Below are 21,346 nucleotides of genomic sequence, written 5' to 3' on the forward strand. Positions count from 1 at the left end.
TCATTCGTGCTGGCCACCTGGGCACTACTCCTTCTCCGCCCTCGACTCAACGAATCATCCAGTATGCCTGACTCGACCTACTTTGACAGAGAGGGCTCGGGATGCCGTACGGCTATCAGGTCACGGAAGGCGGGACGGCCCTGGTGTTCGACGGTGGCCTCGGCGGGCAGCGCTCCGACGGACAGCAACCGCTCGACGAGCGCACTGTTGTCCTCGGCCGTGTAGTGCAGCGCGCCGGCCCAGAAGTCGGCCTGCGCGTGCGGGTCGGCGGCGTCGATGACGAGCTTCCAGTGCAGCGGAGCGGGTGCCTTGGCGGGCGTCTGCGTCGACATGCCGCCAATGTACAGCGGGCCACGCGTCCGGCGGCTCGGATATGCCCTCCCGGGCCAGGGCACCTACCGCTCGGCCCCGTTGGCTTCGTCCGGTGACTCCGGCGGCCTGGTGTTGCGACGTTCTTCTGGAACCAGCCTCTCGTACAGCCCGAGCACCCGCTCTTTTCCATCCCGGAGTTCAAAGTGAATACCCCGGTCTCCGGGGCAGGGAAGCCGATGGTCGAAACCGCCTCGGTAGATGTCGTCCGGAATATTTTCGGGGAAGGCTTCGCAGTAGGGGATCCACTGGTCCAGTGAAGTCCTCGCCTCGGGATTCTGGCGCTGTTTCACTCTTTCATTCTGGATCGTATTTATGGCTCGGTCTTGTTCAGGATTACACGCCAGTTACCGCCGGTACCGAGCCCGTCGACCCGGTCAAGGGTCCAGGTGTCCTCCCCGATGGGAAACGTGTCGCCGATGCCGAGCTCGAGTGTCTGCTCCGTGGCGGATGCGACGACCAGGTAGACCGTGACCGGGCCGTCGTTTGGGGCATAGACGTGTTGTACAGCGAGGTTGGCGTTTTCTGTCCGTCCGGGCACATTGGGGCGAAGGGTGACTACGTTTTTCGCCATTATCCACTTCCTGTGAGGAGATGTGAGGGGGTAATTGGGTTGGGTCGACCGCCGCTGGTCTCGTTCGGCTGATCCGACTGTTTGGCGTTGCGACGTTCTTCTAAAGCGAGCGTGAAGTGCTCGCCTCCGGGTTCTGGTACTGCTCTGCCCTGGTGAAAGCGTCACAGATGTTGGGGAGTCGGTGTGCCATTCATCGTCCCTGTTTTTATTTGAGGAATTTGGGTGCCGAGGTCAATTCACGTGGGTGAGTACCACGGTCCAGTCCCCGGTCGGAGAATCGAGATCCACGATCCGGTCCAGCTTCCACTCTTGGTCCTGTACTGGAAAGACGTCGCCGGGTGTGAGGGAGTGGAACGGTGATGGCTAATGCCGTGAGGTCGCAATCGGCGTCAATTGGGACGCCGCGCTGCTGGGGGGTGCGATCAGGCTTCGACGCTGCTATTGCTCAACCTTGGTAAGGATGACTCTCCAGTTCCCGCCGGTTCCGAGTCCATCGACGCGCTCGACGATCCAGGTTTCGTCATGAACGGAGAATGTGTCGCCAATTCCCAGCTCGAATTCTCGCTCCCCGGCTGCGTCGACAATCAGGTAGACAGTGGGCGGGAGGCCCTCCGGTGCGTATACGTGACGCACGGCGAACCAAGCGTTCTCGGTTTCAAATGGTACCCCGCGCCGCAGGGGAACTCTGCTGATCATTTTTGTGACTCCGTCGTCGTGTAGCGGTTCTTGATATGGTTCCGAAATTCGGTGACAGTCAAAGGTTTTGGTTGATCTTTATTGTACGGGTTGCGTAGGTGGATAAATCCCTGACTGTCCACTTCGGTCACCTCGTAGGCGTGTCTTTCAATAAGCCTCTTGGGGAGTGGCTTATCGTTTTCCGTCAGGGCGATGGTTCCTACGAGTATCGGTCGGCCTTCGGCGAGCTTTTCTCGGAACGTGTCCACGAGTTGTCGATCTGGACTGCGGCCCTGCATGTTGTACTGACTGGGGAAGTCCTCAGTGTATGCGGGTTCGCCGGTGAGCTGAGTGAGCAACTCGGCCCTGAAATTGGGATTGCTTCCTCGATCCAGCCTCGCGTATCCCATAACCTTCTTTGCTCGCCCTTGATCCCACGACTGATCGACTCCGGCAATCGCCTTCTCTAAAACCGACGGCCATGCTGCTTCGCTGTCGCCCGATTTGGCGTACGCGGGTCGATCTGGACGGGAATTCAACACTGGGAGGTCGGGTGTGACAGTGAGCTTGATGACGGATCCCGTCGGCCGGAAGCGGCGCCAGGAATCCGCGCCGCTGGAATACGTCGCCCGGTGGAGAGTCACCTCGTACGTTCCGTCGCTGTTCTCGCGGATGCACTGGGAAATTAGCTCTGGCCGATGACCGGCGACGGCTCCCATCGTGGCGATGACCCCACAGTCGCCGAGCAGCCCCTGTTGCGTCTGCTCCCTGGAAGGCGGTCCGTCGAACAAGGGAAGACGTTTTCCATCGGCACCGTCGAGCGGTGTCCCGTACCTGAGGAGAATCAAGTCCTCCTCAGGCATCTCCACGTTGTTGAAGTCCGGCCTGTCCACGGTGACCTTCGTGGGCTCGGGCACATCGGTCGGCTCCTTCCAGCCGGAGAGTGCCTCGTGCATCCAGTTGACGAAGCCGCCTTCTGCATCTTCGCTCCGCATGACGCGTTCTGCGGCTGACGACGGTTTCGGGGCTTGGGAAGGATCAGGGGCCTCCCCGGCGTCCACATCGTCAGTCGTTGCTGGGGCGTCTGGTGTGTCCTGTCCACCGAGGTCTCTCTCGGGTGGCACAACCCCGACCGCCTCTGAGAGGCCGGAGTCCTCCGGGACGTCGCCGGCTTCATCAGTTCTCGGTGACTCAACAGTCTCCGCTGCCTTTCCGCCCGCAGCTCCTGTTGGTATCTCGGCAGGCTCTTGAGCCTCTTGGATTACGGATGGCGTCGATGCCTCACGATGCTCTGGGGATGCTTCGCCAGGCTCGGGTGCCTTCAGAGACTCTTTCGTGGGTTTGGGCGGCGCGGAGGATTCCGCTCGTTCGGTTGGAGGCTCCGCAGGTTGAGATCCTCCTCCCTGAGGAGCAGGTGTCTCCCCGGCATCAACGACCTCGACGGAGGATGAGGCCTCTACGGCCTCCGGCGCGGCAGGAGCGGCCGTAGCGGCGTACGTCACCGGGGCGTCGGTCGCGTTCGCCGGTGGTGGGTTGTCCGAGACGACAGTTGCGTCCGGTGAGTCATGTTCGGCGAGGGCCCCATCGGCTGTGGGGGCAGGCTTGGGCGCCTCTGGATCAGGCGCCTCGTCGGCCTGCGCGTCGGAGTCACCGGAAACGAGCCCCTCCGTCGTCGCCTCCGGAGGGGGCGGCGCGGCCACGTCGTCGGATATGACAGGGGTCTCGGCGGATGCCATCGCTGGTTCCGGTGCCTCCAGAGGTTCCGATGCCGAGGAGGGTTCCGGTGTTTCCAGTGGGTCGGACGACTCTTCCGGCTCTGATGCCTCAGGGCTGTTCGGTGCCTCCGGCGGAGTCGGTGCCTCGGAGAAGCCGGGGTGCTCCGGAGCGACGGTGGCTTCGCCGGTCCAAGGGGCCCCAGTAGGCGCCTCAGTCTCTTCACCCATCGCAGGCGTCGGCGCTTCAGCAGGCTCGGGAGCCTCCACCGACGCAGGTACTTCCCCTGCGTCGGCCGGTTCTGTCGGCTCCGCCGGCTCGGCAGGGGCCCGTATGGATTCCGGATCCGGTGCTTCCACCGGCTCCACTGCGGTCGGAGACTCCGATTGCGTCGGCCGCTCGACCGGGCGGTCGCTCACGCGTTACCCCTTGAGGACAGGTGGGTGCGGTAGAGGCGCACCCAGGGGAGCGTCTTGCGTTGCCAGGCCGAGCGGGCCACGTGGATGAAGACGCACGCCCGGTAGTCCGAGACGGTGGCGGGGGAGGGGTCTTCGTCGGGCAGTGGGGCGCGGTCGGCGAGGTCGGTGATCCAGGTCGCCGTCGACTGCCACCAACTCGCCTGCTCCGGTTTGGTCTTCGGGTAGGTCTTCACCCGTTCCCGCAACTCCTTGCCGTCCTCGGGCCAGACCGCCGCGCCCGCCCGGGAGCGGAAGGCGCAGCGGTGGCGGCAGCCTTCGCACTCGGGGAAAGGGGCCAGCGCGTCCGACACGGACGTGTCGGATTCGGCGAAACGACGGAATCGGGTGGCCAGTTCGGCGGAGGTCGCCAGGGGGGCTCGCGGAACTCCCGCCTCGCGGGCCGCCGCAGCGCGTACGTCCGGTACGGCGATCAGGGCCGGGCGGTCCAGGCGGTCGTGGTGGGCGAAGGCTTGGAAGGGTTCGAGCGTGGCCGCGTAGCGTTCCTGGTCGGGGGAGAAGCGCATGGTGCCACCGATGAGTTCGCGGTCGGCCGTGGCCGGCAGGCGGTGCATCACCTTCAGATTGGTGTTCTTGTACGCGTCCTCCACCAACTTGCCCGGCACCTGTTCGACGATCACGATGCCCTCGCCGTACTTGCGGTTCTCCGCAAGGGTGTTGGCGAACGCCTGGGCGGCGCGTGCCTGGGCGTTGCCCTCCTTGGCGTCACCGGACTGCGCGTGCGGGCGGCCGAGCAGGCGGTGCGCCTCCTCGATCACGGTCACGTGGGCCAGCGAACCGCCCGAGCGGTGCGCCTTGTAGTACTCGGTCATCGACTGCAGGATCAGCGCGGTGACGAGGGACTGCTCCTTCTCGTTGTCGCCGACCGCCGCCAGTTCCACCACCACCGGCCGGTTCAGCAACTCGGCCACGGGATACGACCGGGCCACGTCCAGCGTGCTGCCGCAGGCACCCTCGGCGAGTGCCTCGCCCCGCAGCAGGGATGCGGCGATGATGTTGTCCCGCACCTCGCCCGAGTAGTCGAGCGCCTCGCACTGTCTGCGCATCTCGGCGATGAACTCCTGGAGGGTGGGCCACTCGTGCGTCGGATTCGCGAGGTCCGTCGGCACGATGCCCTTGCGCGCGTACGTGGCGCGCAGCGCCCGGTTGTAGATGTTCGGCAGCGGGTCCCAGAGGCCGAACGCCGCGTCGAAGCAGGCCATCAGCCCGGCCATGTGCGTGCTGATCCGGACCCCGGTCGGCACCTCGAAGGGGTTCAGCCGGAGAGGGGCGGTGCTCTCGTCGCCCACGGTGAGGACCAGGAGGTCCTCGAAGCCGGGCCGGGTGGCGAGCCAGCGGTAGTCGTCGAGGTCGGAGTTGACCGGTTCCAGGACCAGGAAGGGCACCCGGTGGTCACGCCAGAGCTGTTCGCAGAAGGCCAGGGTCGTGTTCGTCTTGCCCGAGCCCGTCGTGCCCACGAACAGCGCGTGCCGGGACAGGTCGCCCAGGGCGATGCCGAGCGGTCCGGCAGGGGAGTCTTCGACGAGCTGGCGGCCCAGGGTGATCGACGGACCTTCCGCCCGATACACCGTCTCGCCGGCCAGGCCCGGGCGCCGTACCGGAAAACCGGTCATGTGACCGCTCACGGCCAGCGGCAGCCGGAATGCGGCGCTCGCTTCCCGGGCGTCGACCAGGTCGGCGAGGAGGCGCAGCGGCGGGGCGAGCGGCTCGGGCAGCCGCCAGCCGTGGTCGCCGCCCCAGCGGGACTGCTCCAGCGTGGTCAGCGCCTGCCATGCCGCGGGCAGTTCGGCCGGCGTCGGCCAGATCACGCAGTGCGCCGGGCCGGTGAACGTCTCGGTGAGCACGCCTGCCTCGCGTGCCTGTTCCTGCGGGGAGACGGTCGCGCCGACCAGCTCGGCCAGGCTCTCGGGCAGCGGGGCGGGCGAGGCCAGAGCGATCCGGGCCCGGAAGGCGCGGTCGGTGTAGCGGCGGGCGGCGTCCGCATAGATTCGTGAGGCGTCGACCGCGAAGGCGTCCGGGGCGAGCTGCGTTCCTGGTGACCACAGGCCGTCCGGCAGCTGCCCCTGGGTGCCGAGCCGTCCGTACTGCGTGGCGATCCGGTCCAGCAGCGGCCCCAGGTCGTGGGGTACGGCGAACGGCTCCAGACCAATCGTGAGCATGACCGGGTACGGGTGCTCGGCCAGCGCCCGCCACAGCGCGTCCCAGGGCGGGGCGGACGCTGTGAAAGGCTGCGGTGACAGGTAGTACCGCACCCCCGCGTCGGGGCGGTTGGGCAGGCCCGTGCGGTACCGCTTGCGGATCTCGGCCAGACCGGTGACCGGTTCGGGCGTGAACGGCGTGAGCAGGCGCGCCACCTCGGCCGGGTCCTCGACCGGGCCGGCGCTCACATGGCGGGGCAACGCGGCCAGCCGCGCGTGCAGGGCCAGCGCTGCCGCTTCCGCCCCGGTCAGGGTGGGCGCCTGGACGCGGCCGAGCACCGCACACGAGATGCGCCGCTCGGCCGGGTCGGTCAGATAGCGCAGTTCGAGCCGTGCGCCGCGCGCGGTGTCCCACTGGCCGGCCAACCATGCCGCCTCGGCCGCGACCGCTTTGACCCGGCGTTCCCTCTCCTCGAGGTCCGCGTACTCCTTGGTCTCGGTCAGGTCGGCGGCGGCGTCGATCCGCACGGCTGTCCAGGCCCACACGGTCGTACCGTCGGAGACGGTCAGCACGCCGGCTGTCGGCGGTGCCCCGTCGGCGATCAACTTCCGTTCCAGCCGGTCGTGTAGGGGGACTGGGGTGGCGGTGTCACGGACGGACCGGTCGGGTTCACCGGGGGCATGCCGTGCATCGGGCCGGGGGACGGAACGGGGCCGCCGGGTATCGGCCCCGGCGTGTAGACGGGAGTGGGCGGTGACGGCGGGGCGGGCGGCACCGGCCCTGCCGCGGACGAGACGTCCTGGATCGGGATCTCCTGGCCGAACGTCGAGGCCAGCGGCACCTCGATGCCCTGGACCGCGATCTCCACGCCCTCACGCGCGGCCGAGTGCACGGCCTCCCGCATGGCGCGCGGCCGGTCGGTTCGCAGCATCTGGTTGAGGTTGCCGGCGCGGTTCACGAACGAGCCGAGGATGTCCTTCAGGAAGTGCCCGATGACGACGAAGCCGGGTCGGCTGCGCCACATGGTCCAGCCGACGTACAGGCTGGTGCCGTACGCGAAGACGGTCACGTACGCCACGTAGCGGCCGCTCGTGATCACCAGCCGGTTGTGCACGACCTCGGGCGTGATGTCGCTGCGGACGCGGGCGGGTACGGCGGAGAGCGGGATGTGACGGCGGGCCAGGGCGCCGTAGATCGCCGCGTAGGCGGAGGAGGAGGCCGCGGCCTTCTCCTCCAGGAGCGTCTTCCACTCGGAGATCGGTTCGTTGAGCCGGGTCAGCAGGAGCGTCAGCCAGAAGACGACGAACGAGATCACCAGGCCGGGGCTGAGGGCGTCGAAGCTGCCCGCGAAGAGCGCAGGCAGCACACCGACGACGAGGAAGACCAGCGTCGAGAAGGCCGCGGCCGCGAACCACAGCCGTTTGATGGTGCTGAAAGCGACCGACTCGTCGAAGGCCAGCTCGACGTCGCGGTACTGCAGCGTCTGGTTGCGATACGACGCGTTCGGACCCACCGCTCCGGCCGCCGCCCAGTCGGTGGCGCCCCCTCCGGTGTGCATGGCAGCCATGGTCCCCATTCCCCCGATTCCCCCGGCGCGTTGTTCTCTTGTCCCTCTGCCTGTACGGCAGTGGGTCACCCTAGTGGACGGGTCGGACAGCGCGGCGGGGTCGCGTGGTTTTGCGGGGTTCAGGCGTCCACTGTGGCCGAATCCGTCGCCTGAGCGCGAGGTGCCGGCAGCGGGCCCCTCGTGCCGCGTGCCCTTCTCGCGGACTGCATGGCGCTCCAGGTCAGCAGGATCAGGGCCAGCCAGACCAGGGCGAAGCCCGCCCAGCGCTCGGGCGGCATGGCCTCGTGGAAGTAGAGGATGCCGAGGGCGAACTGGAAGACCGGGGCCAGGTACTGGAGCAGGCCCAGGGTGGACAGCGGGACCCGGATCGCCGCCGCGCCGAAGCAGACCAGGGGCAGGGCGGTGACGATGCCGGTCGAGGCGAGCAGGACCGCGTGCCCCGAACCCTCGCTCGTGAAGGTGGATCCGCCGTGCGCCCCGAGCCAGAGCAGGTAGCCGAGGGCGGGCAGGAACTGGATCGCGGTCTCGGCGGCCAGGGACTCGATGCCGCCGAGGGCGACCTTCTTCTTCACCAGGCCGTACGTGGCGAAGGAGAGGGCGAGGCACAGGGAGATCCACGGCGGACGGCCGAAGCCGACGGTCAGGACGACGACGGCGGTGACGCCTACGCCCACGGCGACCCACTGGAGGGGTCGCAGCCGTTCCTTCAGGATCAGCACGCCCATCGCGATGGTCACCAGCGGGTTGATGAAGTACCCGAGGGACGCCTCGACCACGTGACCGGCGTTCACGGCCCAGATGTAGACGCCCCAGTTCACGGTGATGACACCGGCGGCGAGCACGACGAGCCCGAGACGCTTCGGCTGCCGCAGCAGCTCGCCGGCCCAGGCCCAGCGCCGCACGAAGAGCAGGGCGAGGGCGACGAAGGCGAGCGACCAGACCATCCGGTGGGCCAGGATCTCGGCCGCACCCGCGGGCTTCAGCAGGGGCCAGAACAGGGGGACGAGCCCCCACATGCCGTAAGCGGCGAAGCCGTTCAGCAGGCCTATCCGGTGTTCTCCCTTGGACATCCCGGCCACGGGCCCCTCCTTCTCGCTACCAGGCACGCGAGAAAGAAGGTAGCGCCGAGCACCCCGGTCTGTCATGTCCGTACCGCTATACGGTCATGACAGTCCGGAAAGGAGTGCCGAGCGGGCGGTTCGACCACCGGGTTCAGCCCGTGCGTTCAGTCCTTGAGCGCTGCGGCCACGGCCTCGGACAGCGGGGTGGTCGAGCGGCCGGTCAGCCGGGAGAGGTCGCCGGTGGAGACCACCAGCTCGCCCTTCTCGATCGAGGCGTCCACGCCGACGAGGATCGCGGCGAACGGCTCGGGCACCCCGGCGCCGGTCAGGATGGTCTGCATGACCTCGCCGGTGACCGCGTTGTAGGCGATCTCCCTGCCGGTCTGCCGGCTCAGCTCGGCCGCGTACTCGGCGAAGCTCCACGCCTCGTCGCCGCCCAGCTCGTACGTCGTGTTCTCGTGGCCCTCGCCGGTCAGCACGGCGACCGCGGCGGCGGCGTAGTCGGCGCGGGAGGCGGAGGAGACCCGGCCCTCGCCGGCGGCGGTGACGACCGCGTCGTGCTCCAGCACGGGGGCCAGGTTCTCGGTGTAGTTCTCGTGGTACCAGCCGTTGCGCAGCAGGCTGTACGGCAGACCGGAGGCGAGCAGCGCCTTCTCGGTGCCCCGGTGGTCGTCGGCGAGCGCGGCCGTCAGGCTGCCCGGGGCGCTGGTGTACGCCAGCAGCGCCACCCCGGCCGCCCCGGCGGCGTCGATGACGACCTGGTGCTGGTGCACCCGGCCCTTGTCGAACTCGTTGCCGGAGATCAGCAGGACCTTGTCGCCTGCCGAGAAGAGGCCGTCGAAGGTCTCGGGCGCGTTGTAGTCGGCGACGGCGATCGTGACGCCGCGGGCGGCGAGGTCGGCGGCCTTCGCCCGGTCGCGCACGACGGCGGTGATCCGCTCCGCCGGAACCTTCCCCAGCAGCTGCTCCACGACGTGGCGGCCGAGGTGTCCGGTGGCTCCGGTGACGACGATGCTCATGGTTCTGAACTCCTTGTGGGTGGCTAGGGCACTCACCCTAGAAGCTGTACTAACCGTAGGAAAGTACCCACTTTGAAGTAAGGTACTGGCATGGAAGTAAGCAGCGCGCGCACCCGCACCCGCACCGGAGCCGAGGCCGAGGCGTTGTGTCCCTACCGGCTCGTCCTCGAGCACCTCACCAGCCGCTGGGGCGTGCTCGTGCTGATCGAGCTGCTCGACGGTTCGCGGCGGTTCAGCGAGCTGCGGCGGGCGATCGGCACCCTGGGCCGGATCAGCGAGAAGATGCTCGCCCAGACCCTGCAGACCCTGGAGCGTGACGGTCTGGTCCACCGGGACGCCAAGCCGGTCATCCCGCCCCGCGTCGACTACTCCCTGACCGACCTCGGCCGTGAGGCGGCGGAACAGGTGCGGGCGCTGGCCCGGTGGACGCACGAGCGCATGGACGACGTGGAGCAGGCCCGCCGGGCATACGACGAGGCCCGGGAAATCCAGTCCCGGGCCTCGTGATCGTCGGACGGTCTCGGCTCTCGGCTTTTCGCTCTCGGCTCTCCGCTCTCAGCCGATGACCGTCCAGGTGTCCCCGCCGGCCAGCAGCGTGGCGAGGTCGCCCTTGCCGTGCTGTTCCACGGCGGTGTCGAGCTGGTCGGCCATCGCCGTGTCGTAGACGGGCCGCTCGGCCGAGCGGAAGACGCCGATCGGCGTCCGGTGCAGGGTGTCGGGGTCCGCCAGCCGCGACAGCGCGAACGCGGTGGTGGGCGAGTCCGCGTGCGCGTCGTGGACGAGGACGTCCGCCTCGTTCTCCGGCGTCACGGTCACCACCTTCAGATCACCGGTCTGCCGGTCGCGCACGACACCCTGGGCCCGGTCGGCGCCGAAACGGATCTGCTGCCCGTGCTCGAGACGGATCAGCGCCTCCTCGGACCGCTGCCTGTCCTTGAGGGCGTCGAAGGCGCCGTCGTTGAAGATGTTGCAGTTCTGGTAGATCTCGATCAGTGCCGTGCCCGGGTGGTCGGCGGCCGCGCGCAGCACCTCGGTCAGGTGCTTGCGGTCGGAGTCGATGGTGCGCGCGACGAAGGAGGCCTCCGCGCCGAGCGCCAGCGACACCGGGTTGAACGGCGCGTCCAGCGAGCCCATCGGCGTCGACTTGGTGATCTTGCCGACCTCGGAGGTCGGGGAGTACTGCCCCTTCGTCAGGCCGTAGATCCGGTTGTTGAACAGCAGGATCTTGAGGTTGACGTTGCGGCGCAGGGCGTGGATGAGGTGGTTGCCGCCGATGGACAGCGCGTCGCCGTCACCGGTGACCACCCACACGCTCAGGTCCCGCCGGGAGGACGCCAGGCCGGTCGCGATGGCGGGCGCGCGGCCGTGGATGGAGTGCATCCCGTAGGTGTTCATGTAGTACGGGAAGCGGGAGGAGCAGCCGATGCCGGAGACGAAGACGATGTTCTCCTTCGCCAGGCCCAGCTCCGGCATGAACCCCTGGACGGCGGCAAGGATCGCGTAGTCACCGCAGCCCGGGCACCAGCGCACCTCCTGGTCGGTCTTGAAGTCCTTCATCGACTGCTTGGCCTCGGCCTTGGGGACCAGCTGCAGCAGCCCGTTGGTGGCGTCAGTCATCGATGGCCTCCTTGAGCGCGGCGGCGAGCTGTTCCGCCTTGAACGGCATGCCGTTGACCTGGTTGTAGGAGCGGGCGTCGACCAGGTACTTCGCCCGGACCAGGGTGGCGAGCTGCCCGAGGTTCATCTCGGGGACGATCACCTTGTCGTAGCTCTTGAGGATCTCGCCGAGGTTGGCGGGGAAGGGGTTGAGGTGGCGCAGATGGGCCTGGGCGATGGACTCGCCGGCCTTGCGCAGCCGCCGTACCGCCGCCGTGATCGGGCCGTAGGTCGAGCCCCAGCCGAGGACCAGGGTGCGTGCCCCGTCCGGGTCGTCGACCTCGAGGTCGGGGACGGTGATGCCGTCGATCTTGGCCTGGCGGGTGCGGACCATGAAGTCGTGGTTGGCCGGGTCGTAGGAGATGTTGCCCGTGCCGTCCTGCTTCTCGATGCCGCCGATGCGGTGCTCCAGACCGGGCGTGCCCGGGATCGCCCACGGCCGGGCCCGGGTCTGCGGGTCCCGCTTGTACGGCCAGAAGACCTCGGTGCCGTCCTCCAGCGTGTGGTTGGGACCCTGGGCGAACCGCACCCGCAGGTCGGGCAGCTCGTCCAGGTCCGGGATCCGCCACGGCTCGGAGCCGTTGGCCAGGTAGCCGTCGGAGAGCAGGAACACCGGCGTGCGGTACGTCAGCGCGATCCGGGCCGCCTCCAGAGCGGCGTCGAAGCAGTCGGCCGGCGTCCTCGGGGCGATGATCGGGACCGGCGCCTCGCCGTTGCGGCCGAACATCGCCTGCAGCAGGTCCGCCTGCTCGGTCTTGGTCGGCAGACCGGTCGACGGGCCGCCGCGCTGGATGTCGATCACCAGCAGCGGCAGCTCCACGGAGACCGCCAGGCCGATCGTCTCGCTCTTGAGCGACACACCCGGACCGGACGTGGTCGTCACCGCGAGGGAGCCGCCGAACGCCGCGCCCAGCGCCGCTCCGATGCCCGCGATCTCGTCCTCCGCCTGGAAGGTCCGCACACCGAAGTTCTTGTGCTTGCTCAGCTCGTGCAGGATGTCCGAGGCCGGGGTGATCGGGTACGAGCCCAGGAACAGCGGCAGATCGGCCTGCTTGGAGGCGGTGATCAGGCCGTAGGCCAGGGCCAGGTTCCCGGAGATGTTGCGGTAGATGCCCGGCGGGAACGCCTTCGTGGCCGGCGCGACCTCGTAGGAGACCGCGAAGTCCTCGGTCGTCTCGCCGAAGTTCCAGCCCGCCCGGAACGCGGCGATGTTGGCCGCGGCGATGTCCGGCTTCTTGCCGAACTTGGCTGTAAGGAACTTCTCGGTACCCTCGGTCGGCCGGTGGTACATCCAGCTCAGCAGGCCCAGCGCGAACATGTTCTTGCTGCGCTCGGCCTCCTTGCGGGAGAGCGAGAACTCCTTCAGCGCCTCGACGGTGAGGGTGGTCAGCGGCACCGGGTGGAGGCTGTAGCCGTCCAGCGAGCCGTCCTCCAGCGGGGACTTCTCGTATCCCACCTTCTGCAGGGCGCGCTTGGTGAACTCGTCCGTGTTGACGATGATCTCGGCGCCGCGCGGCAGGTCGCCGATGTTGGCTTTCAGGGCGGCCGGGTTCATCGCGACCAGCACGTTCGGCGCGTCGCCCGGGGTGAGGATGTCGTGGTCGGCGAAGTGGAGCTGGAACGAGGAGACACCCGGCAGGGTGCCGGCGGGCGCGCGGATCTCGGCCGGGAAGTTCGGCAGCGTGGAAAGGTCGTTGCCGAAGGACGCGGTCTCCGAGGTGAACCGGTCACCGGTGAGCTGCATGCCGTCGCCCGAGTCCCCCGCGAACCGGATGATCACCCGGTCCAGGCGCCGCACGTCCTTCGCTCCGCCCGGTTTGCGCTGCTCTCCCACGACGGTTCCGTCGGTGTGCTCCGCTGGGCTGCTGACCTGACTGGTCACTGAACTGGACCTCCTTCGAGGCGGCTGTTCGGGCACGGTCGTCCCACGGACCATCCCAACATCAACCCTACGTCGCTTAGGGTCGCCTTCCCGGGGCCATCCGCATGATGGACGGGTTTGTGAGACAACCTTTCGCGCTGACTTCTCATGTTCTCCTCGCCCCCGGAGCATTGCTGGAAGCCGCTCCCCGCGCGTTTCCGTGGTTCCGTACTGACACAGTGTCAGACCGTTACGAGTTCAGGTAGGTCAGGACGGCCAGAACACGCCGATGGTCCCCGTCGCTCTGGGACAGGCCGAGCTTCAGGAAGATGTTGCTGACGTGCTTCTCCACGGCTCCGTCGCTGACCACCAGCTGCCGCGCGACGGCCGAGTTCGTCCGTCCCTCCGCCATCAGCCCCAGCACCTCGCGCTCCCGCGGGGTGAGCCCCGCCAGCACGTCCTGCTTGCGGCTGCGGCCGAGCAGCTGGGCGACCACCTCCGGGTCCAGCGCCGTACCGCCCCGGGCCACCCGCACCACCGCGTCGACGAACTCCCGCACCTCGGCGACCCGGTCCTTGAGCAGATATCCCACACCCCGGCTGGAACCGGCCAGCAGTTCGGTGGCGTAGCGCTCCTCCACGTACTGTGACAGCACCAGCACCCCGAGTCCCGGGTGCGCCTTGCGCAGTCGTACGGCGGCCCGCACGCCCTCGTCGGTGTGCGTCGGCGGCATCCGTACGTCCGCCACCACCACGTCGGGCAGCTCGCCCTGGACGTTCAGGTCGGCGATGGTCTTGACCAGCGCTTCCGCGTCCCCGACGCCGGCCACGACGTCGTGCCCACGGTCGGTCAGCAGCCGGGTCAGCCCCTCTCTGAGCAGCACCGAGTCCTCGGCGATGACCACCCGCACCCTGTCCTCCACGATGTTCCGGCCCCCCGTTGCCCGATCTTCCGACGGTGTCCGCCCGTACGGAAGTCCAGCATTCCAGCATTCCCGTCGGGGCGCCGCCGTGACGTGGGAACGGGTTCGGGGGCCGGGGATCCGGCACACGCGGAAGGGGGCCACGGGTGTGGCGGCGTGGGCGTGACGGCGTGGGCGTGGCGGCGGGGCGCGAACGCGGGCGCGGCCGTACGGGGTGCGTTCAGCCGCGCCAGGGCAGTTCCGCGAGGACGCGGGTGGGGCCGCCCGTGGGGGAGTCCACCAGCAGGACGCCGTCCACCGCGTCCAGTCGACCGGACAGACCCGCGAGGCCCGAGCCGAGGGAGGCGTCCGCGCCGCCCACGCCGTCGTCCGTGACCTGGAGCATGAGCCGGTCCTCCGAGCGCCACACGTCCACCGAGGCGGACCGGGCCCGGCTGTGCTTGCTGATGTTCTGGAGAAGCTCGGAGACGATGAAGTAGGCGATGCCCTCGATCGCCGGGGCCGGCCGGGAGGGCAGGTCGACCTCCACCTTCACCGGGACCGTGCAACGGGAGGCGACCGAGGAGAGCGCCGCGTCCAGGCCGCGGTCGGTGAGGACGGCCGGGTGGATGCCGCGGGCGAGATCGCGCAGCTCCTGCAACGCGGTCTTCACCTCGCCGTGCGCCTCCTCCACCATCCGCGCGGCCACCCGCGGGTCCTCGCGCAGCTTCTCCTTGGCCAGGCCCAGGTCCATCGCCAGGCTGACCAGCCGGGCCTGCGCCCCGTCGTGCAGGTCGCGCTCGATCCGGCGCAGGTCGGCGGCCGCCGTGTCCACCACGACCCCGCGGTCCGACTCCAGCTCCACCACTCGCGCCGACAGCACCGACGGCCCGAGCAGTCCGCGCACCAGCAGCCCGTCCACGGTCGTCAGCGCCCGGACGATCCACGGCGTGGCCAGCGTGAAGAGCAGTCCGACCAGCGCGGTCACGGTGATTTCGAAGGGATTGTCCAGGTAGACGCTGTGGTGCTCGTCGCCGTACAGCTGGATGCCGCCCTGGCCGGCGTACATCGGGAACACCCAGAACCACAGCGGGTACGTCAGCAGCGTCCAGCCGGTCGTCCAGAAGGTCACGGCCACGGAGAACGAGAACACCGCCCAGGGAAACTGCAGCAGCGCGTACAGCAGATGCCGCCAGGACGAGCCGCTCTTCAGCACCGCGCCCATCCACGCGAACATCCCGGGCCCGGCCGTCCGCAGCGGTTCCGGGTCGGCCACCTCCAGGCGCAGCAGGCCGCGCGCCCGGGTCCGCTCCAGCGCGCCGAAGCCCCGGCAGCCGGCCAGCGCCACCGCGAGCACGGGGATGCCGACGAAGGTGACCAGCATGCCCGCGCCGAGCGACACCATCGTCACCGTCCAGGTGAACAGCACGATCGAGATCGGCAGGCTCAGCAGGACATATCCGAACTCGCGCCGGCTGCGTGCCGCCAGCGGAGCCCGCAGCGCGGCGGGCATCCGGTGGCGTCGTTCGCGCCCGTGCTCCGGCTCGTATCCGTACCCGTGTCCGTGCCCGTACTGCGTGGACTCCATGGCCATCGGTGTCGTCCCGTTCCCCTCGTCCTGGCGGCGGTAGCGCCGTGTCTCCAGAGTCGTGCGCCGCGGGTCCGTGAACCATGGAGGTCGTCGGCGTCTTGGAAGGGGGGTTTTCCCCACCTCCACCCCGATCCCGACGCCCCACCTCCGATCACGACACCCCACCCCCGATCCCGTCGGTGCGGCGGCGGGGCTACTCCGTGCGGTCCCGCCACGGCAGTTCCGCCGTGACGACCGTCGGGCCGCCGGCCGGGGAGTCGACCACGAAGAGGCCGTCGACCGCGCCGAGGCGCTCGGCGAGCCCCCGCATCCCGCTGCCGCCCTCCAGCCGGGCGCCGCCGCGGCCGTCGTCGCCGACCTGGATGAGCAGCCGGTTCTCCGAGCGCCAGACGTCGACCGAGGCGGACCGGGCGCCGCTGTGCTTGCTGATGTTCTGGAGCAGCTCGGAGACGGTGAAGTAGGCGATGCCCTCGATCGCGGCGGCCGGCCGGGACGGCAGGTTCGCGGTCACCTTCACCGGGACGGTGCAGCGAGAGGCGACCGAGGACAGGGCGGCGTCGAGACCGCGGTCGGTGAGGACGGCCGGGTGGATGCCGCGGGCGAGGTCGCGCAGCTCCTGCAGCGCCAGCTTCACCTCGCCGTGCGCCTCCTCCACCATTGCCGCCACGTGCTCGTCGGCCTGCCCCTCCAGCAGCTTCTCCTTGGCCAGGCCCAGCCCCATCGCCAGGTTGACCAGCCGGGCCTGCGCCCCGTCGTGCAGGTCGCGCTCGATCCGGCGCAGGTCGGCGGCCGCCGTGTCCACGACGACACCGCGATCGGACTCCAGTTCGGCGATACGGCGCTCCAGTTCGTCCGACGGGGACAGCAGACCCCGCACCATCGCCCGGTCCACGTTCGACAGGCCCCGCGCGATGAACGGCAGCACCGGCCACAGCACGAACAGCGAGGTCAGCACCAGACAGAAGGTGAGGATGCCCCAGGGCAGCCGGATGACGTCGTACAGCAGCGTCCGCCAGGCCACCGGGTCCTTCAGCGCCAGCCACAGCCGCTGCACCGGCCCGCCGCCCTTGGCGAGCGGCAGCCGGGTCGGCTCGTCCACGCGCACCCCGAGCAGCGCCCGCGCCCGGATCCGCTCCAGCTTGCCCAGTTGTCGGGCGCCCAGCAGACAGAGGGCGAGCAGCGGCAGTCCGATCACCGTGAGGGTGAGGACGCCGCTGACGAGCACGACGGCGAACACGTACGTGAAGCCGAACACCGCCAACGGCAGGTTCAGCAGGAGATGCGCGATCTCCTTCCAGGTGTACGCGTCGTAGGCGAACCGGGCCGGAGGCAGCCGGTCGGTGCCGTCGGCCTGGCCGTCGACGGCATGGCTGTCAACGGCATGGCTGTCGACGGCACGGCTGTCGACGGCGTCGATCCGGCGGTCCATGTCGTCGGTCCGGCGGTCGATGCCGCCAGTACGGTCGCCGGTGGCGTCGGTCCGGCCGTCGCCGGAGGTGGGAGCGGTCATACCGGTCAGCCTGCCGTGCCCGGCACCCGTCGCGCCATGCGGTCCGCCGCCTTCCGTACCTGGGGAAAACCCCACCCTCCCCCCGGCCCGCGCGTCTCACCCCGTGACGGCCTGCTTACCGCCTCTTTAACAGGGCCTAGACTCCCGTGCGTACAGATCCTCGAATCGCGTCACGTCACGTCACGTGATTCATCATGGTGACGAGGTCAGGGAGCGAGGGACGGACGGTGCGGGAGACGTTGGGGCACTCGACGGTCGCCGCGGCGGACGTCGCGGCCGGCTACTTCGGGTCCTACTCGGTCGTGGGGCTGCTCGCCTTCATCGGCGTGCTCTTCGTCGCGGTCGCCTTCGGCGCGGGGCGCCTGCTGCGGCCCGTCGTGCCCACCCCCGAGAAACTCCTGACCTACGAGTGCGGCGTCGACCCGGTCGGCGAGGGCTGGGCCCACACCCAGGTCCGCTACTACGTCTACGCCTTCCTGTACGTGATCTTCGCGGTCGACTCGGTCTTCCTCTTCCCCTGGGCGACGGTCTTCGCCGCCCCCGGCTACGGCGCGACGACCCTGGTGGAGATGTTCATCTTCCTGGGCTTCCTCGCCGTGGGCCTGCTGTACGCCTACAAGAAGGGCGTCCTGACATGGACGTGAACCCGTCTGTCTCGGAGCCCGTGAGCGCGGCACCTGTGGCTGCGGAGCCCGTGCCGCTTCCCGAGCCGAAGCGGCTCGGCACGCTCGCCCGGCTCGCCCCGGAACCGATGAAGGTGGTCCTGAACTGGGGCCGTCGCTACTCGCTCTGGGTCTTCAACTTCGGCCTCGCCTGCTGCGCGATCGAGTTCATCGCCGCGTCGATGGCCCGGCACGACTTCATCCGCCTCGGCGTGATCCCGTTCGCGCCGGGCCCCCGTCAGGCCGACCTGATGATCGTCTCCGGCACGGTCACGGACAAGATGGCCCCCGCCGTGAAGCGCCTGTACGAGCAGATGCCCGAGCCCAAGTACGTCATCTCCTTCGGCGCCTGCTCCAACTGCGGCGGCCCGTACTGGGACTCGTACTCCGTCACCAAGGGCGTGGACCAGATCATCCCCGTCGACGTGTACGTCCCCGGCTGCCCGCCGCGCCCCGAGGCGCTGCTCCAGGGCATCCTCAAGCTTCAGGAGAAGATCGCCCACGAGTCCCTGGGCGAGCGCTACGGCCACGGAGGGGCCCGGCCGTCGGCCGCCGCCCTGCAGAGCGGCCTGGTGAAGCCCCCGGCTCCGGAGGGGGACGCGCGATGACCACGGTCGGCTGGCTGCCCGCCCCCGCCGAGGAACTCTTCGGCCCGGACGCCACGGCAGAGGAGTCGTACGACGTCCTGACCGTGGACGTCCCGCCGTCCTCCTGGCTCACGGCCTTGGAGACGGCCCGTACGACCCTGTCCTGCACCTACTTCGACTGGCTGAGCGCGGTCGACGAGCCGGGCACGGGCTTCCGCGTCTGCGCCCACGTCGCCGCCCTGCACCCGGTCCGCCGTCTGCTGCTGCGCACGACGGTCCCGCACGAGGCGCCTGTGCTGCCGTCGGCCGTCGGCGTCTACGCCGGCGCGGCCTGGCACGAGCGCGAGACCCACGAGATGTTCGGCGTCGGCTTCGAGGGCCACCCGGGCCTCGACCACCTCCTCCTCCCGGAGACCTTCGAGGGTCACCCGCTGCGCAAGGACTTCGTCCTCGCCTCGCGCGTGGCCAAGGCATGGCCCGGGGCCAAGGAGCCAGGGGAGCCTGCGGCGGGCGCCGACCACGGTGGTCCGAAGCGCCGTCAGATGCTGCCGCCGGGTGTCCCCGACCCGAACGAATGGGGCCCCCTCAAGGGTCAGCTGCCCCCCGCCCCGGCCCGCCCTGCCAGGGGCGCGGGCCGCGCCGCCGGCGAACGTCCGGCCCGCGCGGCGGGAACGGCAGGCGCGGCGGGAGCGGCGGGAGTGGCGGGGGAGCGTCCGGTACGTCGGGCGCGTACCGCGGCGGAGGGCTCGGCGAGCCAGGTGGCCGCGGGTGCCGCTGCCGGCGCGGACGCGGCGCAGGCCACGGGAGCGACGGAAGCCAAGGCGGCCCCGGAGGGCACGAGTGCCCCGACCGCCCCGGGTGCTTCCGGCGCCGCTGCCCGACCGCGCCGGATGCGGAGCGCGAGCCAGGGTTCGGTCAGCCAGGCGGAGACGACCCCGGCGGGCACGACCCCGGCAGACACGACGCCGGCGGGCACGACCCCGGCGGGTACAACCTCCGCGGCCACGCCCGAGCCGACGGCCACGCCCGAGCCGACGGCCACGCCCGAGCCGACGGCAGCGCGCAGCTCGGACGCCCCGTGGCACCACGCGCGCCCGGCGTTCGACGAGCAGCCGGAACGGGAGCCGGAGAGCAGCCGGGCGGAACCGGAAGCTCCACGTCCAGCCGAGTCGCCGTCCGGGGAACCGGCCACCGAGAAGGCACCATCCGGGAGCGCGACCCCCGAGAATTCGACCCCCGAGAACTCGAACTCCGAGAGCTCGCCCCCCGAGAACTCGAACTCCGAGAGCTCGCCCCCCGAAGCCGCACCTTCCGACACCTCCACCTCTGAGAACGCACCCTCTGACACCCCCACCCCCGACGACCCCACTGGAGGCCAGCAGTGAACGGCGTGTCGGACGTCGCCCTGCGACTCCTGCTCGTGTTCGTCGTGTTCCTCACCTTCCCGCTGATCGTCGGACAGACCGAGCACAAGGTGATGGCCCACATGCAGGGCCGTCTCGGCCCGATGTACGCGGGCGGGTTCCACGGCTGGGCCCAGCTCGTCGCCGACGGCGTGAAGTTCGCGCAGAAGGAGGACGTGGTCCCGGCGGGTGCCGACCGCCGCGTCTTCCAGCTCGCCCCCGCCGTGGCCCTGCTGCCGTATCTGCTCGTGCTGCTCGCGATCCCGATCGGGCCGAGCGAGGGAGCGGTCGGGCAGGTCCTGGACGCGGGCATCTTCTTCGTCCTCGCCGTGATGGGTGTCGGCGTGCTCGGCTCGCTGATGGCCGGCTGGGCCAGCGCGAACAAGTTCTCCCTGCTCGGCGGCCTGCGCACGGCCGCCCAGCTGCTCGCCTACGAACTCCCGATGCTGCTCGCCGCGGCCTCCGTCGCCATGGCGGCCGGCACGGTCTCCCTGCCGGGCATCCTGCACGCCTTCCACTGGTGGTGGGTGCCGTGGCAGATCGTCGGCGCGATCGTGTTCTTCGTGGCCGGCCTCGCCGAGCTGCAGCGCCCGCCCTTCGACATGCCGGTCGCCGACTCGGAGATCATCTTCGGCGCGTACACCGAGTACACCGGCCTGCGGTTCGCGCTGTTCCTGCTCGCCGAGTACGCCGGCATCGTCGTCCTGTGCGGTCTGACCACCGTTCTCTTCCTGGGCGGCTGGCACGGCCCCTGGGGCGCGGACGGCCTCGGCTGGCTGTGGACCCTGCTGAAGACCGCGATCCTCGCCTTCGTCGTCATCTGGCTCCGCGTCACCTACCCCCGCCTGCGCGAGGACCAGCTCCAGAAGCTCTCCTGGACCCTCCTCGTCCCTCTCTCCCTCGCCCAGATCGCCCTCACCGGCATCGTCAAGGTGGTGATCTCCTGATGGCTGCGTCGCTCCCGCCCACCCGGCCCCGCATCCCCGGCAGTGGCCTCGCCAAGGGCCTGGCCGTCACCCTCCGCACGATGACGAGGAAGCACGGCACCGAGCAGTACCCGGACGTCCAGCCCGACCTGCCGCCCCGCACCCGGGGCGTCATCGGCCTGTTCGAGGAGAACTGCACGGTCTGCATGCTCTGCGCACGCGAGTGCCCGGACTGGTGCATCTACATCGACTCCCACAAGGAGACCGTCCCGGCCGCCACGCCCGGCGGCCGCGAGCGCAGCCGCAACGTCCTCGACCGGTTCGCCATCGACTTCTCCCTGTGCATGTACTGCGGTATCTGCATCGAGGTCTGTCCGTTCGACGCGCTGTTCTGGTCCCCGGAGTTCGAGTACGCCGAGACCGACATCCGCGACCTCACCCACGAGCGCGACACGCTGCGCGAGTGGATGTGGACCGTCCCGGCCCCGCCCGCCCTGGACCCCGGCTCGGAGGAGCCCAAGGAGATCGCCGCCGCCCGCAAGTCCGCCGAGAAGCAGGCCGCCGCGCAGGCCGAGGCACGGGAACAGGAAGCGCAGGCAGCGCAGGAACAGAACGCACCGGAACAGAACGCACCGGAACAGGAGGGGGAGTCGTGA

At 69.6% G+C, this 21,346-nt stretch carries 19 protein-coding genes and 2 pseudogenes; 6 read left to right on the plus strand and 15 right to left on the minus strand.

Features of this window, described 5'->3' with window-relative positions:
- Positions 1–95: 95 nt before the first annotated feature.
- From ACWD5D_RS35375 to ACWD5D_RS35420, 10 genes and pseudogenes are all read right to left on the minus strand, one after another.
- Positions 96–332 (minus strand): annotated as a pseudogene (locus ACWD5D_RS35375) (VOC family protein); the annotation flags it as partial.
- Between the two features lie 63 nt (positions 333–395).
- Positions 396–662: a hypothetical protein gene (locus ACWD5D_RS35380; RefSeq protein WP_451376915.1), complete on the minus strand. Its 267-nt coding sequence runs from the start codon at positions 660–662 to the stop codon at positions 396–398.
- Positions 663–682: 20 nt separating this feature from the next.
- On the minus strand, positions 683–943 hold the full coding sequence (locus ACWD5D_RS35385; RefSeq protein ID WP_451376916.1) for a DUF6406 domain-containing protein: 261 nt from the start codon (positions 941–943) through the stop codon (positions 683–685).
- 231 nt (positions 944–1,174) lie between these two features.
- Positions 1,175–1,285, minus strand: a pseudogene (locus ACWD5D_RS35390) (DUF6406 domain-containing protein); the annotation flags it as partial.
- Between the two features lie 96 nt (positions 1,286–1,381).
- Positions 1,382–1,639: a DUF6406 domain-containing protein gene (locus ACWD5D_RS35395; protein ID WP_451376917.1), complete on the minus strand. Its 258-nt coding sequence runs from the start codon at positions 1,637–1,639 to the stop codon at positions 1,382–1,384.
- Positions 1,636–3,354: a C2 family cysteine protease gene (locus ACWD5D_RS35400; protein WP_451376918.1), complete on the minus strand. Its 1,719-nt coding sequence runs from the start codon at positions 3,352–3,354 to the stop codon at positions 1,636–1,638. Before ACWD5D_RS35400 ends, ACWD5D_RS35395 begins: the two co-directional genes overlap by 4 nt.
- Positions 3,355–3,746: 392 nt before the next feature.
- On the minus strand, positions 3,747–6,551 hold the full coding sequence (locus tag ACWD5D_RS35405; RefSeq protein WP_451376919.1) for a helicase HerA domain-containing protein: 2,805 nt from the start codon (positions 6,549–6,551) through the stop codon (positions 3,747–3,749).
- Positions 6,548–7,504, minus strand: coding sequence for a hypothetical protein (locus ACWD5D_RS35410; protein WP_451376920.1), 957 nt, complete (start codon positions 7,502–7,504; stop codon positions 6,548–6,550). Before ACWD5D_RS35410 ends, ACWD5D_RS35405 begins: the two co-directional genes overlap by 4 nt.
- A gap of 128 nt (positions 7,505–7,632) precedes the next feature.
- On the minus strand, positions 7,633–8,583 hold the full coding sequence (gene rarD / locus ACWD5D_RS35415; protein WP_451376974.1) for an EamA family transporter RarD: 951 nt from the start codon (positions 8,581–8,583) through the stop codon (positions 7,633–7,635).
- Between the two features lie 155 nt (positions 8,584–8,738).
- Positions 8,739–9,593, minus strand: coding sequence for an NAD(P)H-binding protein (locus ACWD5D_RS35420; protein ID WP_451376921.1), 855 nt, complete (start codon positions 9,591–9,593; stop codon positions 8,739–8,741).
- Between the two features lie 90 nt (positions 9,594–9,683).
- Here ACWD5D_RS35420 and ACWD5D_RS35425 point away from each other — a divergent pair, with 90 nt between their 5' ends.
- On the plus strand, positions 9,684–10,100 hold the full coding sequence (locus ACWD5D_RS35425; RefSeq protein ID WP_451376922.1) for a winged helix-turn-helix transcriptional regulator: 417 nt from the start codon (positions 9,684–9,686) through the stop codon (positions 10,098–10,100).
- A 48-nt stretch (positions 10,101–10,148) separates the two neighbouring features.
- Here the strand turns inward: ACWD5D_RS35425 and ACWD5D_RS35430 are convergent, their stop codons facing one another.
- From ACWD5D_RS35430 to ACWD5D_RS35450, 5 genes are all read right to left on the minus strand, one after another.
- Positions 10,149–11,210 (minus strand): 2-oxoacid:ferredoxin oxidoreductase subunit beta, encoded by a 1,062-nt coding sequence (locus tag ACWD5D_RS35430; RefSeq protein ID WP_451376923.1) that lies wholly within the window; start codon positions 11,208–11,210, stop codon positions 10,149–10,151.
- A complete protein-coding gene (locus ACWD5D_RS35435) occupies positions 11,203–13,131 on the minus strand; it encodes a 2-oxoacid:acceptor oxidoreductase subunit alpha (RefSeq protein WP_451376924.1) in 1,929 nt (642 codons plus the stop codon). Before ACWD5D_RS35435 ends, ACWD5D_RS35430 begins: the two co-directional genes overlap by 8 nt.
- Before the next feature lie 229 nt (positions 13,132–13,360).
- Positions 13,361–14,020, minus strand: a complete 660-nt coding sequence (locus tag ACWD5D_RS35440) for a LuxR C-terminal-related transcriptional regulator (RefSeq protein ID WP_451376975.1) — start codon at positions 14,018–14,020, stop codon at positions 13,361–13,363.
- 232 nt (positions 14,021–14,252) lie between these two features.
- Positions 14,253–15,605, minus strand: a complete 1,353-nt coding sequence (locus ACWD5D_RS35445; protein WP_451376925.1) for a sensor histidine kinase — start codon at positions 15,603–15,605, stop codon at positions 14,253–14,255.
- A 190-nt stretch (positions 15,606–15,795) separates the two neighbouring features.
- A complete protein-coding gene (locus tag ACWD5D_RS35450; RefSeq protein ID WP_451376926.1) occupies positions 15,796–17,112 on the minus strand; it encodes a sensor histidine kinase in 1,317 nt (438 codons plus the stop codon).
- A 194-nt stretch (positions 17,113–17,306) separates the two neighbouring features.
- Here ACWD5D_RS35450 and ACWD5D_RS35455 point away from each other — a divergent pair, with 194 nt between their 5' ends.
- Genes ACWD5D_RS35455 through ACWD5D_RS35475 form a run of 5 tightly spaced genes read left to right on the plus strand, consistent with a single transcriptional unit; the run spans position 17,307 to position 21,346 of the window.
- The gene (locus ACWD5D_RS35455; protein WP_451376927.1) at positions 17,307–17,756 is read left to right on the plus strand and encodes an NADH-quinone oxidoreductase subunit A; all 450 of its coding nucleotides are present in this window, start codon (positions 17,307–17,309) and stop codon (positions 17,754–17,756) included.
- On the plus strand, positions 17,747–18,382 hold the full coding sequence (locus ACWD5D_RS35460; RefSeq protein ID WP_451376928.1) for an NADH-quinone oxidoreductase subunit B: 636 nt from the start codon (positions 17,747–17,749) through the stop codon (positions 18,380–18,382). The genes ACWD5D_RS35455 and ACWD5D_RS35460 overlap by 10 nt, the downstream gene beginning before the upstream one ends.
- A complete protein-coding gene (locus ACWD5D_RS35465; protein WP_451376929.1) occupies positions 18,379–19,746 on the plus strand; it encodes an NADH-quinone oxidoreductase subunit C in 1,368 nt (455 codons plus the stop codon). The genes ACWD5D_RS35460 and ACWD5D_RS35465 overlap by 4 nt, the downstream gene beginning before the upstream one ends.
- Positions 19,743–20,711, plus strand: a complete 969-nt coding sequence (locus tag ACWD5D_RS35470) for a complex I subunit 1/NuoH family protein (RefSeq protein WP_451376930.1) — start codon at positions 19,743–19,745, stop codon at positions 20,709–20,711. Before ACWD5D_RS35465 ends, ACWD5D_RS35470 begins: the two co-directional genes overlap by 4 nt.
- Entirely contained in the window at positions 20,711–21,346 is a 636-nt protein-coding gene (locus tag ACWD5D_RS35475; RefSeq protein ID WP_451376931.1) for a NuoI/complex I 23 kDa subunit family protein, read from the plus strand. The genes ACWD5D_RS35470 and ACWD5D_RS35475 overlap by 1 nt, the downstream gene beginning before the upstream one ends.

It is taken from the genome of Streptomyces sp. NPDC002520, assembly GCF_053595235.1.

Bases quoted from the DNA above. Each gene is read 5' to 3' on its own strand.
- ACWD5D_RS35385 (WP_451376916.1), bottom strand. From the start codon at position 943: ATGGCGAAAAACGTAGTCACCCTTCGCCCCAATGTGCCCGGACGGACA.
- ACWD5D_RS35395 (WP_451376917.1), bottom strand. From the start codon at position 1,639: ATGATCAGCAGAGTTCCCCTGCGGCGCGGGGTACCATTTGAAACCGAG.
- ACWD5D_RS35400 (WP_451376918.1), bottom strand. From the start codon at position 3,354: ATGGCATCCGCCGAGACCCCTGTCATATCCGACGACGTGGCCGCGCCG.
- ACWD5D_RS35410 (WP_451376920.1), bottom strand. From the start codon at position 7,504: ATGCACACCGGAGGGGGCGCCACCGACTGGGCGGCGGCCGGAGCGGTG.
- rarD (WP_451376974.1), bottom strand. From the start codon at position 8,583: ATGTCCAAGGGAGAACACCGGATAGGCCTGCTGAACGGCTTCGCCGCT.
- ACWD5D_RS35420 (WP_451376921.1), bottom strand. From the start codon at position 9,593: ATGAGCATCGTCGTCACCGGAGCCACCGGACACCTCGGCCGCCACGTC.
- ACWD5D_RS35425 (WP_451376922.1), top strand. From the start codon at position 9,684: ATGGAAGTAAGCAGCGCGCGCACCCGCACCCGCACCGGAGCCGAGGCC.
- ACWD5D_RS35430 (WP_451376923.1), bottom strand. From the start codon at position 11,210: ATGACTGACGCCACCAACGGGCTGCTGCAGCTGGTCCCCAAGGCCGAG.
- ACWD5D_RS35445 (WP_451376925.1), bottom strand. From the start codon at position 15,605: ATGGCCATGGAGTCCACGCAGTACGGGCACGGACACGGGTACGGATAC.
- ACWD5D_RS35450 (WP_451376926.1), bottom strand. From the start codon at position 17,112: ATGACCGCTCCCACCTCCGGCGACGGCCGGACCGACGCCACCGGCGAC.
- ACWD5D_RS35455 (WP_451376927.1), top strand. From the start codon at position 17,307: ATGGTGACGAGGTCAGGGAGCGAGGGACGGACGGTGCGGGAGACGTTG.
- ACWD5D_RS35460 (WP_451376928.1), top strand. From the start codon at position 17,747: ATGGACGTGAACCCGTCTGTCTCGGAGCCCGTGAGCGCGGCACCTGTG.
- ACWD5D_RS35465 (WP_451376929.1), top strand. From the start codon at position 18,379: ATGACCACGGTCGGCTGGCTGCCCGCCCCCGCCGAGGAACTCTTCGGC.
- ACWD5D_RS35475 (WP_451376931.1), top strand. From the start codon at position 20,711: ATGGCTGCGTCGCTCCCGCCCACCCGGCCCCGCATCCCCGGCAGTGGC.